This window comes from Nostoc sp. NOS(2021) (assembly GCF_017115025.1).
Classification (GTDB): Bacteria; Cyanobacteriota; Cyanobacteriia; order Cyanobacteriales; family Nostocaceae; genus Nostoc.
The window spans coordinates 1-12,472 of sequence record NZ_JABXKM010000082.1; the positions used below are offsets into that span (position 1 = coordinate 1).

At 42.8% G+C, this 12,472-nt stretch carries 12 protein-coding genes and 1 pseudogene; 8 read left to right on the forward strand and 5 right to left on the reverse strand.

Annotated elements, in window-relative coordinates; genetic code table 11:
* The first annotated feature begins 363 nt into the window (after nucleotides 1-363).
* Both HWQ41_RS10080 and HWQ41_RS10085 read left to right on the forward strand, forming a co-directional pair.
* A complete protein-coding gene (locus HWQ41_RS10080) occupies nucleotides 364-1,413 on the forward strand; it encodes an aliphatic sulfonate ABC transporter substrate-binding protein (protein ID WP_292762081.1) in 1,050 nt (349 codons plus the stop codon).
* A gap of 44 nt (nucleotides 1,414-1,457) precedes the next feature.
* Nucleotides 1,458-2,486, forward strand: a complete 1,029-nt coding sequence (locus tag HWQ41_RS10085; protein WP_292762084.1) for an aliphatic sulfonate ABC transporter substrate-binding protein — start codon at nucleotides 1,458-1,460, stop codon at nucleotides 2,484-2,486.
* 224 nt (nucleotides 2,487-2,710) lie between these two features.
* Here the strand turns inward: HWQ41_RS10085 and ssuD are convergent, their stop codons facing one another.
* The 3 genes from ssuD to HWQ41_RS10100 all read right to left on the reverse strand — a co-directional run bounded on the left by ssuD (nucleotide 2,711) and on the right by HWQ41_RS10100 (nucleotide 5,313).
* A complete protein-coding gene (ssuD, locus tag HWQ41_RS10090; RefSeq protein ID WP_292762085.1) occupies nucleotides 2,711-3,871 on the reverse strand; it encodes an FMNH2-dependent alkanesulfonate monooxygenase in 1,161 nt (386 codons plus the stop codon).
* 17 nt (nucleotides 3,872-3,888) lie between these two features.
* Nucleotides 3,889-4,230 carry a hypothetical protein gene (locus HWQ41_RS10095; RefSeq protein ID WP_366931651.1) on the reverse strand — a complete coding sequence of 114 codons (342 nt, stop codon included), beginning with the start codon at nucleotides 4,228-4,230 and terminating at the stop codon, nucleotides 3,889-3,891.
* 327 nt (nucleotides 4,231-4,557) lie between these two features.
* Entirely contained in the window at nucleotides 4,558-5,313 is a 756-nt protein-coding gene (locus tag HWQ41_RS10100; RefSeq protein WP_292762086.1) for a dienelactone hydrolase family protein, read from the reverse strand.
* Nucleotides 5,314-5,464: 151 nt separating this feature from the next.
* Between HWQ41_RS10100 and HWQ41_RS10105 the strand changes: the two genes are divergently transcribed.
* From HWQ41_RS10105 to HWQ41_RS10120, 4 genes and pseudogenes are all read left to right on the forward strand, one after another.
* The gene (locus HWQ41_RS10105; protein ID WP_292762087.1) at nucleotides 5,465-5,878 is read left to right on the forward strand and encodes a GNAT family acetyltransferase; all 414 of its coding nucleotides are present in this window, start codon (nucleotides 5,465-5,467) and stop codon (nucleotides 5,876-5,878) included.
* Nucleotides 5,879-5,981: 103 nt separating this feature from the next.
* Nucleotides 5,982-6,416 (forward strand): VOC family protein, encoded by a 435-nt coding sequence (locus HWQ41_RS10110; protein ID WP_292762089.1) that lies wholly within the window; start codon nucleotides 5,982-5,984, stop codon nucleotides 6,414-6,416.
* A gap of 623 nt (nucleotides 6,417-7,039) precedes the next feature.
* Nucleotides 7,040-8,062: an NADP-dependent oxidoreductase gene (locus HWQ41_RS10115; protein WP_292762091.1), complete on the forward strand. Its 1,023-nt coding sequence runs from the start codon at nucleotides 7,040-7,042 to the stop codon at nucleotides 8,060-8,062.
* Between the two features lie 356 nt (nucleotides 8,063-8,418).
* A pseudogene (locus HWQ41_RS10120) lies at nucleotides 8,419-8,745 on the forward strand (collagen-like protein); the annotation flags it as partial.
* A 3-nt stretch (nucleotides 8,746-8,748) separates the two neighbouring features.
* Here the strand turns inward: HWQ41_RS10120 and HWQ41_RS10125 are convergent.
* Nucleotides 8,749-9,309, reverse strand: a complete 561-nt coding sequence (locus tag HWQ41_RS10125) for a nitrate transporter (RefSeq protein WP_292762093.1) — start codon at nucleotides 9,307-9,309, stop codon at nucleotides 8,749-8,751.
* 1,066 nt (nucleotides 9,310-10,375) lie between these two features.
* Complete coding sequence (locus HWQ41_RS10130; RefSeq protein WP_292762094.1) at nucleotides 10,376-10,507, reverse strand: hypothetical protein; 132 nt, start codon at nucleotides 10,505-10,507, stop codon at nucleotides 10,376-10,378.
* 114 nt (nucleotides 10,508-10,621) lie between these two features.
* Between HWQ41_RS10130 and HWQ41_RS10135 the strand changes: the two genes are divergently transcribed.
* Both HWQ41_RS10135 and HWQ41_RS10140 read left to right on the forward strand, forming a co-directional pair.
* Nucleotides 10,622-11,026, forward strand: coding sequence for a DUF4112 domain-containing protein (locus HWQ41_RS10135; protein ID WP_292762096.1), 405 nt, complete (start codon nucleotides 10,622-10,624; stop codon nucleotides 11,024-11,026).
* A 664-nt stretch (nucleotides 11,027-11,690) separates the two neighbouring features.
* Nucleotides 11,691-12,472: SGNH/GDSL hydrolase family protein (locus HWQ41_RS10140; RefSeq protein ID WP_292762097.1), on the forward strand; the 782-nt coding region annotated here is incomplete at its 3' end.

The following is a 12,472-nucleotide window of genomic DNA, read 5'->3' on the forward strand; positions in this document are numbered from 1 at the left end:
GTATAGCAACGGACAAGAAGGTTAGGACATTAACTGATGATAAAACCTATATACAAACAGACTTTCAACCCAGTCCCCAGTCCCCTGCTATATCAAGCGGACATGATATCAGAAGCGTGGCTGCATTTGCTGCTTGATTCTTACAGAAGTCTATGATAATATCCATGAAATTAACAAAATACTTAAATTCGGTCAAGTTACCGTAGTTTAAAATATGACCGAAATTATGTGCCATTTGCAAAGCTGCTTAATTAAATTTCTCAGCTACAATTTTCATTTGACTTTCCAGCTAATTGCCAGTAGCGCAAAGGGCACACATTCAGTATTGAATAAACCAAAAAATTAAAGAATTACTATTGCATTATGGTAGAAATATCGAGCAAATCTCACTTCAAGCTATTCAATTACTTTCTACTATTCTTAGTAGGTGGAGTATTCACTTTATCCACGACTTTAGTCAGTTGTAAAGCACCAAGTACACCAGAGCAAGCTGCTAACGCCTCTAATAGCACCAAGACAAAAGTCTTACACATGGGCTACATGACGGCTGGAGACTTACTCAAAATTAAAGGACTGTTAGAAAAACGTTTAACTCCACTGGGTATTTCTGTCGAGTGGTCAAAATTTGCTGCTGGGCCGCAACTTCTGGAAGCGATGAATGTGGGAAGTGTAGATTTCGGCTTTGTCGGTGAAACTCCGCCTATCTTTGCTCAAGCGTCCGGCGTTCCTTTCGTTTATGTTGCTAGCAGCAAACCTGGGACTGGTCAGGAAACTGCTGTTGTAGTCGATAAAGACTCTCCAATCAAGACAATAGCTGACCTCAAAGGCAAAGGACTCGCCTTTCAAAGAGCTACTGCACAGCAGTATTTCGTTCTGAAGGTTTTGGAAGAAGCAGGACTAAAACTTAGCGATATTAAACACATTAACCTCACGCCATTAGAAACTCGTGCAGCATTTGAACGTAAGAGTGTTGATGCAGCTGTAATTGGCGACCCCCACCTGGCGCTATTTCAGAAAACTGGCAGTATTCGGATTATCCGAGATGGTAAGGGGATTACTACCCAAGGAGCCTACTGGTTAGGCTCGCGCAATTTTGTCAAAGATAATCCTGATGTCGTGAAAATCATTTTGGAAGAGGTCAACAACGTCGGCAAATGGGCTGAAGCTAACCCACATCAAGTAGCTGAATTGATTTCGCCCGAATCAAAAATTGATGTTTCAACACTAGAACTAGTATCAAAGCGCAGGCGTTATACATTAAGACCTCTTAGTGAAGAAGTTTTGTCAGGACAGCAGAAGATTGCTGATTTATTCTATGAGCAGAAATTCATCACTAAGAAAATCAATGTTAAAGAAGCGACACTTTCCTCTGAACAATATGCTGCTTTGACTCCTTCGGTAGTTAAGCCTTGAGCATTTGCAGTAAACCTTAAACATCAGAAAATTGGTAGCACATTATGGTAGCTAAAAAACGCAACTTTCTAATGTTATTAATGGCTGGAGTATTTACCCTATCCACGACTCTAGTTAGTTGCAAGACACCGAATACACCAGAGAAAGCCGCCGTCGCCGCTTCTAGTGGCATCAAGACGAAAGTGTTACGAATAGGGTATATGACGGCTGCGGATATAACCAGAAATAGACAAGTTTTAGAGAAACGCTTGAATCCACTAGGTATTAATGTACAATGGGCAAAATTTACCGCCGGGCCGCAACTTCTAGAAGCGATGAATGTGGGCAGCTTGGATGTCGGTGCTGTAGGTGAAACTCCACCCATCTTTGCCCAAGCAACTGGTATTCCTTTTGTTTTTATTGCTAGCACTAAACCTGCTACTGGTGAAGGAACTGCAATCGTAGTACATAAAGACTCCCCAATCAAGACTGTAGCTGATTTAAAAGGTAAGACTCTCGCTTTTCAAAGAGCTACTGCTAGTCAATATTTTGTGGTGAAGGCTTTGGAGGAAGTAGGGCTGAAGTTGAGTGATGTCAAATATCTAAATCTCATATCACCAGAAACTCGTGCAGCGTTTATTCGTAATAGTATTGATGCAGGTGTAATTAGTGATCCTCAACTTGCCGAGTTTCAGAGAACTGAGGGAGTTCGGATTCTCCGGGATGGTAAGGGGATTACGACCCAAGGTGGTTACTGGTTAGCTGCACGCAGTTTCGTGAAGGAGAACCCGGAACTAGTAAAAATTATCCTCGAAGAAGTCAACAACGTCGGCAAATGGGCTGAGGCACACCCACGAGACGTTGCCGAAATAATCGCGCGTGATGCCAAGCTAGATATTCCAACATTGGAAAAAGTAGTCAAGCGGCGGCGTTATACCTTAAGACCCATTAGTGATGAAATTCTGTCAGGGCAGCAGAAGATTTCTGACTTGTTCTATGAGCAAAAGTTCATCACCAAGAAGATCAATGTTAAGGATGTAGCGCTTTCCCCTGAAGAATATACTGCCTTGACCCCACCAGAAATCAAGCCTTAACTTTATGCGTAGCAATTGTGGGAAGCAAGACCGTTTAATGCACAATTGCAGATGATTTTTGTACGTTTTAACTAATCTTAAGTACAGCATCCTATTAATTTGTAGCGAATTAAATTTGGCAAAACTCTGCGTACCTTTGCGTTTCAAAACGCTACGATTTTACGCAAAGCTGTACTAAGTTATCATGATTTGAATGCACACTAGTTTTTTGAATTTTGAATTGCTCACACAGGCTGTGGTTTGAGTAAATCTGTTTTGGTAACAAATTCACTGAATGTACTTGCAACTTGCTGCGGTAATGCGATCGCTGGCGTTTGCACTGGTAACAAAGGAAACAGTAATTCCGCGACTCGATAGGCTTCTTCAAGATGGGGATAACCTGAGAAAACAAAGGTATCAATTCCTAAATCGGCATATTCCAGCATTCGCGCTGCAACTGTCTCTGGATCTCCGACTAAGGCAGTACCAGCACCTCCACGCACTAAGCCAACACCTGCCCATAAGTTGGGTCTAATTTCTAAGTTTTGGCGATCGCGTAGCGTGCCGGAGGCAACCTCCCCATTGTGTAGTTGTGCCATGCGGCGTTGTCCTTCTGATTCAGACTGAGCAAACCGCCTATGTGCATCAGCGATCGCTTCATCATCGACATACTGAATCAGTTCGTTGGCTGCATCCCAAGCTTTTTGCGTAGTTTCGCGTACTATAACGTGCATCCGAATCCCAAAACGTACCGTTCTACCTTGTTCTGCTGCTAATCGGCGTACCTTTGCAATCTTTTGGGCAACTTGATCTGGTGGTTCACCCCAAGTTAAATACACATCAATGTGTTTGGCAGCCACTTGGAGAGCAACATCTGAAGAACCACCAAAATATAGAGTGGGATAAGGCTTTTGTACAGGAGGAAATTGGAGTTTTGCGCCTTTAACTTTCAGATGACGACCATTAAAGGTTACTTCTTCACCTTGCATGAGCGATCGCCAAATTGTCAAAAACTCATCTGTAAGTTCATAACGCTGATCGTGATCTAAGAAAATCCCATCTTTAACAAGTTCTGTTGTGTCGCCACCTGTTACCACATTCAGAATAATTCGACCGTTAGAAATCTGGTCAAAAGTAGCAGCCATCCTGACTGCCAAGGAAGGCGACATAATTGCCGGACGAAAGGCTACAAGAAATCGCAAGCGTTCTGTAACTGAAATTAACGAAGTAGCTACAATCCAAGTATCCTGTTTTTGTCCAGTACCAATCAACATCCCACCATAGCCCAATTTATCAACAGCTTGGGCGATTTGCTGCATATAGGGATAAGTGGCTGGTCGCCTACCAATTGTAGTACCTAAATAACGCTCGTCTCCCTGTGTAGGCAAATACCAAAAAACTTCCATATTCCTATCTCCTGACGCTATTTCTGACTAATGGTTTCCGGTGTGATGGCTGCATATTGTTCGCTAGTCAGCATCGCTTCCATCAGTTGTAGCCCGGCGGCAAATTGCGCCCATTCGACGGAAACACCTAAAGGTTGTAGACGTTTTTCTATCACTCCTTTAAGTCTGACAATATCCCCAGAGCTTTGATATCCCATACGGACAACTTTGGTTTTAAAACCAGTGGTTTTATTGTCTGAATTTGGGGTTTCGACTGAACAACTGATTAAGGTTGTTGAGATTGTTAATAATCCAGGTAATAGGAATAGTGAAAAACGTTGGAAAATGTTAACTCGTAGCTGTTTGAAGGCGGTAATCATCAATGTGATACTTTATTATTATTAGGATTTACGCACTATACAAAATCATCATGATGTGCATTAACAAAAATAGGTTGTTTCAGGCTTTGATTAATTATTTTTTGATCGTAAATAGACCATGCTGTAGGGGTTTAGCAATGCTTTACCCCTACGAAAGATGTGGTTATTCACGTTACACATATTTACTATTTATTGTCAATGCGTAAGTCCTGATTATTTACTTTTGACTATTTGGCTAATATTTGCCGATTTGATGAAGATGCATATTGTTCAGTAGAGGCGCACAGATATGCGCCCCTAGCGGTGTATTGCTCCTAACCCAAAGATTTAGACTTTTTGAAGCTGAAGGTTCTTTTGGAACAGTTCTTGAACGTTTTTCCAAGCATCGGCAGATGCTTCGGCATTGTAGCTGGCGCGATGGTTGCAGAAAAAGCCATGTCCTGCTCCAGGATAGCGGAAGATAGCATGGGGAATCTGATTTTTCTTCAATTCAGCCTCAATCTGTTCTGTTTGCTCCAAGGGGATTCCCTGATCATCAAGACCAAAGAAGGCGTAAATGGGGCCTTTAATATCAGCAGTGCGGGTGATGGTTGGTTCTCCACCGCCGGGAGTTGAGTTGGGAATACCGCCACCATAGAAGGAAGCTGTAACTTTAATATCTGGTAAAGTAGCAGCTAGATAAACGACGTGACCACCAAAGCAGAAACCAATGGAGCCGATCGCATCTCCTTGGACATTTGGTAAGGTTCTTAAATAGGCGATCGCAGCCTTAATATCACTTAATATTTCATCTGCTGTTGTCTGCTCCTTATACCCTCTTCCTTGCTGCACATCTTCAGGAGTGTATCCACCCTCAAAACCAGGGGCAGTGCGTTGAAATAAAGTCGGAGCGATCGCAACATACCCCTCTTTGGCGAACTTCTCAGCAACTTCCCGAATGTGAATATTGACGCCAAAAATTTCCTGAATCACGATAACGGCGGGGAATGTTCCCTCTTTTGCTGGTTCAGCTAAATAAGCATCAATTTGTAAATCTCCGTTAGGGACTTTAACTTGAGCGGTGCGAATTTCTGTGTTTGTCATCTTAGGGATTAGCCTGTAATTGCTTTCAGGACGCGATATTTTATGGTAAGTTTTGTACAGTACTACTTAAACTATACCGATTTGCCGTAGTTTGAAGAGTAGTATTTCACAAACAATGGGCAAAGGCAAGTCCTTTGATTTAGAGATGTAGATGAATATAAGACCATACCAAGAATCTGATGCTGAATCAGTCAGTGCTTTGTGGGATGAGGTGTTTCCTAATAACCCGTCGCACAGCAGCCCAAAATTGGTAATCAGTCAGAAGCTTGCTGTACAGCCTGAGTTGTTTTTTGTTACCGAGATTAACTCTGTAATTATAGGCACTATAATGGCAGGATATGACGGGCATCGCGGTTGGCTATACACAGTTGCGGTCAGTCCTCAGTATCAACGGCAGGGTATTGGTAGTAAGCTAGTGCGGCACGCAGAGAGGGTATTGATCGCGATGGGATGCCTCAAAATCAATCTCCAAGTTCGTGTCTCCAACGCAGAAGCAGTTGAGTTTTATAGAAAACTTGGCTATCTCGTCGAAGAACGTATCAGTATGGGAAAGCTTGTCGCATAGGTTTTTGGTGAGTTGGAACAGAAAAACTTTAGAAAGACGCCAGTATGACAGCAAAAGGTGATTGTACCGTTGCCAAATTTAACTAAAACTAGGAGAAAAATTTATGAAGCTTGATGCAGTTCATCATATTCAAGTAACCTATCCTTTTGAAGTAGAGGAAGCAATGCTGTTTTTCTACAGTAAAGTTTTGGGACTGACAGAAATTCCCAGACCTGAAGTGATCAAAAACGATTCAGGAGCGTGGTACAAGTTGGGAGACATTGAATTGCACATTAGTACAGAGAAAAACACCAATAACCAAGCATCTAGACGACATTATTGTTTCCAAGTCGATAACTTGAACACCTTTGAGGAACACCTAAAAGGGCATGGGGTAGAAATTATTCCCGATCAGCGACCAATCCCAGGATGCGTGCGATTTTTCCTCCGCGATCCAGGTGGGAATCGAATAGAGATAGCAGAGTTCGTCAAGAGTACTTTTGCCCAGCTACAAACAGAGGAGTCGCTATTAGAAAGATATTCAGCAACGGTGTCTTAATACCAAGATGACTGGAAATTGCACGGCAGTTGCTACTCTGCTTTAAACCTTCTGGCGAGCGTCTAAGAAAGCTTGATTTTCTGCTAATGCGCTTAGTAAAACTAATAGGGCTTACACGTAAACTATGGGATGATTACATTTACAGCATCTTACGGAGTGAGTGGGAAATTAGCAAATTATTTAATAGACATAGAAGTGAAAATGACATAGGCACAATTCATGAATTGTGCCTACCAATAATTTAGGGTAACGTATAATTAATTTCTGGAGATGTCTAATAATTAACTAAGTTAAATTATCAAATCTTGAATGCAAATAAATAGTTAAACTTAAAAAGCATTAAATGTAGGGTGGAATACCACTTACTTAAGCAAAAGTTGCTGCCCAGATCCCCGACTTATTGAAGAAGTCGGGGATCTAAACCTAGCTTAAGTAAGTGACATTCAAATGTAGGGTGCGTTTAACTACGTTAACGCACTCTACGCAAATCTTATGTTTAATTAAATTGACTTACTGATAATATTTTCTCGCAAGTGTCACACTAAAGGTAGAAATATTTTCTGAATGGGCGCACACATCTGTGCGCTCACCAATGGTCAGATTGATTTAAAGGAAAATAACTTATGTCTGATTTAATTAACAAACAAATCATCCTCAAAAGTCGTCCAGTCGGCGAACCAAAAGAGAGTGATTTTGCTCTGGTAGAAACACCAACTCCCGAACCAGGTGAAGGCGAAATTCTTAGCCGCACCATTTATCTATCTCTCGACCCTTACATGCGTGGTCGCATTAGTGGAGGTCAGTCTTATGCTGCACCAGTAGAATTGAATTCTGCGATCGTGGGTGGTACAGTCAGCCAAGTAATTAAATCAAATCATCCTCAATTTCAAGTAGGAGATTTTATTCTTAGCAGTAACGGTTGGCAAACTTATGCTGTATCTAAGGGTGAGACACTGCGTAAACTTGATCCCACTCAGGCACCTTTATCTTATAGTTTAGGTGTACTAGGTATGCCTGGTCTGACTGCTTATGCTGCTCTGCTTGATGTCGGTCAACCGAAAGAAGGTGAAACTGTTGTGGTTTCAGCCGCTTCTGGTGCTGTCGGTGCAGTAGCAGGTCAAATTGCCAAAATTAAAGGTGCGCGAGTAGTGGGAATTGTCGGGAGTGACGATAAGCGGGACTATATAGTTAAAGAATTAGGTTTTGATGTTGGCATTAACCGCAAAACTCAAGAACTTGATTCAGCGCTCAAAGAAGCTGCTCCTAATGGCATTGATGTTTACTATGACAATACAGCAGGTGTAATTTTAGAAGCTGTGTTGCAGCAGCTCAACCTTGGGGCAAGAATTCCACTAGTAGGTTTGATTTCGGAGTATAACGCCACATCTACTCCACCAGGGCCTAATTTAAGACCACTGCTAGTCAAGCGGGCCTTAATCAAAGGTTTTCTAGTTAGTGATTACCAACATCGATTTAATGATTTTTTGCATGATGTTTCTGGATGGTTGCAGTCTGGTAAACTCAAGTATAAAGAAGATGTAGTTATTGGTTTAGAGAACGCTCCTACTGCATTCATCGGTTTACTTCGAGGTGAGAACTTTGGCAAGCTGATTGTTAAGGTCAATGACGACCCAACAGCAGCTTAATCGGTTAGTAAGCTGGGTGCAGGGCTATTTCATTCTCATCTAGTCCGCCTCAGAATGAATTCTGAGTCTAATGGCGAAAGTCGTCTATAGCGGTTCGCGGTTGAGTGAGGTATAAGAACCCCTCCCCGCTCTTCGAGAGGGGGCTAAGATGTACCTCATGTGATTAGGAAACGCTATAAAGACGACTAAGAAAAGGTTATAGTCCGTTAAAACGGACTTTAGCTATGAGCCGCTAAACTTCAGTTCTGGGCGGTTTCTGTCTAGAACGAAATAACCCTGAGCTAGGTGGGTGCTATGTTGACACAAATCATGAGTCCGAAAATTGCCAGGTTATTAACTAGAAACTAAAGAATTTATCTGGACAAAACCTCAACTTAAAAATAGTCGATTTGGCAGCAAAGTCTGATGCTATTAATACTCAGTTTCGCGTGAAATTTCGCGCCCAGGATAGCTTGCACGGTTTTTCTGACTACAAAACTGAATATGAAGGAGATATTCCTAACGAACTTGTGACTCGTGACTACAACCGTTTTACTCTCGCTTTGGGTAAGCTCAAAATTCCTGACGAAGCTTTACGCCCTGGTATCAACGTTGATATTGAAGTCGTAGCAACTCGTTCTTTGGGAATACGTTCTGCAAAGCAAACTATTAGCTGGCAGGGTGCAATCAGCAAGTCTAGATAAAGTTTAGGAAGATTTTTTCCCATCTGATACCATTTGTGAGAGAATATAGGCTGCGAAATCTAGTAACTGATCCAGCAAAAAGCCAATGATACCGATGTAAAGTACCACCTGGATTATGTAATCGGTATTGCCAGCTTTATAAGCATCCCAGAGGGTGAAGCCAAGTCCTTTTGGCCCTGTTAACATTTCTGTGGCAATAACTATAAACCAGGCTACCCAAATACTAACTTTCAAGGCATGAAATATATGAAATATAGCTACTCGAAAGTTATTATTCTGTCTCTGAAAATGTCGCATACCTATTGCTGTATTAATGATCATCGTCCAGAGAGTTCCCAGAAAAACTACTACAATAGCAGCCGATTCACTCTCTTGAAACGCGATTAGGGCAATAGGTAGCAAAGCTATAGGTGGGATACTATTCGGTATCTGAAATATCAGCCTAAATAGCTGATAGATCATGCTATTAATGCCTATAAAATAACCGATGAAACTACCCAAGACAGCGGCTGGAATGTAACCGACAAATAACCGTTGTAAGCTAGCTAAAATGTCTAAAAACATATTATTTTATCTGCCTCAGTTCTCATGAAAAAGATTTGGGAAATACTGTGGCAACAACACAAAATAGCGGCTAGAAAAGTGTAGTGAATTACACGTTATCTTTGAATACCACAAGCTTTTTGATATTTTCTTCTCCTTGATGGCTAATCAAAAACTTAGGTATTATTACGATGCGTTAGTAGTAGTACAAAGAAGAGGTAAAACTTGGCTTTACTAAACTTTATCAGAAAAGCAAATCCTGATTAGCAAATTAAATACAATTTCCAGAATTTACTTCAGGACTTACGCAAACAATAGCTGAAAAGAATGATTTTTAGGTAGGGGCAATTCATGAATTGCCCCTACAGCGTGTAGTTTTGCGTAAGTCCTATACTTGATTGATGATTGTATTAATACCAATTCTTTGTGAAGCTGCACAAAATCAAGCTTGGTCAGACTTGGGGTTTGAGCAAATTGTTTGGGAGCAATCTCAGAGGTAATCGGTATAAATAAGAATATCTAAAATTTTTAATATTAAATAAATAGCAAGTTTGTTATTAGCAATACAAAATATTTTTAAAATAGGAGGTATTAGAGGTAATTTGTCAAGCAAAAATAAAATTACTTTAGGGTAGCTAGTACCGCAAGGCGGAATTCAAAATTCAAACAGGTATACAGAGTAAGCATTTCATTGATTTTGAATGGGTGGTTTATTTACGCCGTGCTGTACTAGTGCGTTGCCCGGATTCTAAGCTGAACGCTAGAGAGTCTAGGATTCACATCCTTGATGACACTAATTTGACACAGTGACAAATAAAAAGTCACTTGCAAAGTAACCTATAGCCCTCTTCTGTCACGCTCCGAAAACAAAAATTAAAAGCACAAAAATTAAAAGCAATGTTTAAACCTTAGACTAGGGTTGGGTTTGTGGCTTTATTTTTTAGTATTATAAACATCATCATCGCTTTATCGTGAAACTCTTGTGTAGCAATGATTTCATCTTTTTATCTGGGGAAAGTGACAGAAGAGGGATAGACCAAAAGCCACGACGTAGCCTCAAACAACACAAGGAAAAGCTTGCTGGTATTTATGTTGTCCGCTTTTGGTCCGCCTGATAATATCCCCAAGCGTAGGCAATTCGACCAACAAGCCAGATGGCATCAACAATAATTGAGCGTAGTTTACCGCCGCAGGCATCGTAATAAACAGCATCATCCATCTATCTGATTTCTGGGCAGTCGTCAGGATTTTTATTCATACGTTTTATTTCTAACGGTACAAGACAAAGAACTAGAAATAGTGCAATTTAAGAGTAGTGCAAATATCAGAAATTATGGACGCTGCCAAACGCCTTGCTACTCTAAATCGCATCCGCAAACTCAGCCGCTTGATGGATACATCAATACGTATCCCTCTAACAGGTTTTCATATTGGAATAGACCCAATCATTGGTTTAGTTCCAGGTGCTGGTGATTTAATCAGCACAGCGTTTTCAGCTTACATCATATTTTTAGCTACCCGCTTCGGCATCCCACGCCAAGATTTAGCCAAAATGATTTTCAACGTTGGTTTAGAAACAGTTGTGGGTACTGTGCCTTTTGTGGGTGATTTATTTGATGCTTTTTATAAGTCTAATATTCGCAATTTGGCAATTTTAGAGCAACATTTGACAGTGGTTGAACCAGAACGAAAAAAAGTATCTGATGAACTTTACTCTCGCAAGTTCAGCGAAGTTTAAGTATTGGACTTTGGACAAAAAGGAGTGATCGTTTTCCAGGTCAGATCAGCGAATCAGCAAGTAGTTCACCGGAATCTAAACGTAACCATTCGCCTTCGACCTCATTCGTAATTGGTAGATTCAGCCAGAGTCCTCCATTTTGCCGTCTCTTGCTCTACGTAAGCGTTCTTCTCAGCAATCCCTTGGAGCGTCGACTGCACAAATATTTAAGCCGCTCCTTTAGGACGGGGCTTTAGACCCATTTTTTCGGTAAAGACTGTTCTTTTCTTGCCGTGCTTCTACTGGGACGTGTAGACAAAGCGCTTAATCTCTTCCAAACAAATGCTACGGATTTATGCAACTGTGTATTTAGTTCTGGAATTTTTGCACCTCCAACACCCCTAGAGCGATCGCTGTTATTCCGCAAACAAAAATATTACTCGCCAACCATTCGTGACGGGTTAAGATAACATTGCTTTTGTCAATTAGAATTTACGCTGAAAATTTAGGAATAAATCAGGTATCAAACTAAGCTTTGTACTGAGGTTTTCGCACCAAAATAAATGGCGAACACAAAAATTAGGCGATCGCTAACCCAAAAACAATGTTTTCTATCGCGGTTCTTGATAAAATTTTCGTGCTATGGGTAGATTGAGAAATGCATCATAACCTTAACCTGTCACCAATGCCCCGTCAGAAGCTCATGCGTACACCAGGAAGAACCGCGGTCGGCATCGGTGCTGCGTTGTCGCTGGCCGTCGGTACCGTCGCCGCGCAGCCCTTCCGCGCGCCTAGTCTTGCAGCGGGGTCCGGCGGCACCGGTCCGCTCAAGTACGTGTCGATGGGTAGCTCCTACGCCGCCGGACCCGGCGTCGGCAGACGCGATGGGCAAAGCCGCGGGTGCGACCGATCGCTCTCCAACTACGCGCATCTGCTGGCGGCGCGACGCGGCCTGAACCTCGTGGATGTCGGCTGTTCCGGCGCGACCACGGCCGACATCCTGCAACGCTCGCAGGACGGCTTCCGCCCCCAGATCGACGCGGTGGACGCCGACACCCGCCTGGTCACCGTCACGGTCGGCGGCAACGACGTCAACTATGTCGGCAACCTCCTTGGCTACACCTGCCGCCACACGGGCGGGGCGAACTGCAAGGTCGTATCCGATGCGGAGGTGGATCAGCACTTCCAAGCGTTGCCCGGCTCGCTGCGCCGGGTCGTTGCCGAGGTGCATCGGCGCGCGCCCAAGGCGCGCCTAGTGATGATCGGCTACCTGCCCGTCCTGCCGGTCTCGGGGGTGCCAGGCTGCGCGGCCGTTCCGCTCAGCCTGGCCGACCTCCGGCGGATGCAGGCGATCTACTCACGCCTGACGCACGTCATCGGCGGCGTAGCGCAAGAGACGGGCACGCCGGTGGTGCGCTCCTCCATGATCGGTTCCGACCATGACGCCTGCTCCGCCCAGCCCTTCGT

Coding starts and splice junctions, on each gene's coding strand:
- HWQ41_RS10080 (WP_292762081.1), top strand. CDS start 364: ATGGTAGAAATATCGAGCAAATCTCACTTCAAGCTATTCAATTACTTT.
- HWQ41_RS10085 (WP_292762084.1), top strand. CDS start 1,458: ATGGTAGCTAAAAAACGCAACTTTCTAATGTTATTAATGGCTGGAGTA.
- ssuD (WP_292762085.1), bottom strand. CDS start 3,871: ATGGAAGTTTTTTGGTATTTGCCTACACAGGGAGACGAGCGTTATTTA.
- HWQ41_RS10095 (WP_366931651.1), bottom strand. CDS start 4,230: ATGATTACCGCCTTCAAACAGCTACGAGTTAACATTTTCCAACGTTTT.
- HWQ41_RS10100 (WP_292762086.1), bottom strand. CDS start 5,313: ATGACAAACACAGAAATTCGCACCGCTCAAGTTAAAGTCCCTAACGGA.
- HWQ41_RS10105 (WP_292762087.1), top strand. CDS start 5,465: ATGAATATAAGACCATACCAAGAATCTGATGCTGAATCAGTCAGTGCT.
- HWQ41_RS10110 (WP_292762089.1), top strand. CDS start 5,982: ATGAAGCTTGATGCAGTTCATCATATTCAAGTAACCTATCCTTTTGAA.
- HWQ41_RS10115 (WP_292762091.1), top strand. CDS start 7,040: ATGTCTGATTTAATTAACAAACAAATCATCCTCAAAAGTCGTCCAGTC.
- HWQ41_RS10125 (WP_292762093.1), bottom strand. CDS start 9,309: ATGTTTTTAGACATTTTAGCTAGCTTACAACGGTTATTTGTCGGTTAC.
- HWQ41_RS10130 (WP_292762094.1), bottom strand. CDS start 10,507: ATGGATGATGCTGTTTATTACGATGCCTGCGGCGGTAAACTACGCTCA.
- HWQ41_RS10135 (WP_292762096.1), top strand. CDS start 10,622: ATGGACGCTGCCAAACGCCTTGCTACTCTAAATCGCATCCGCAAACTC.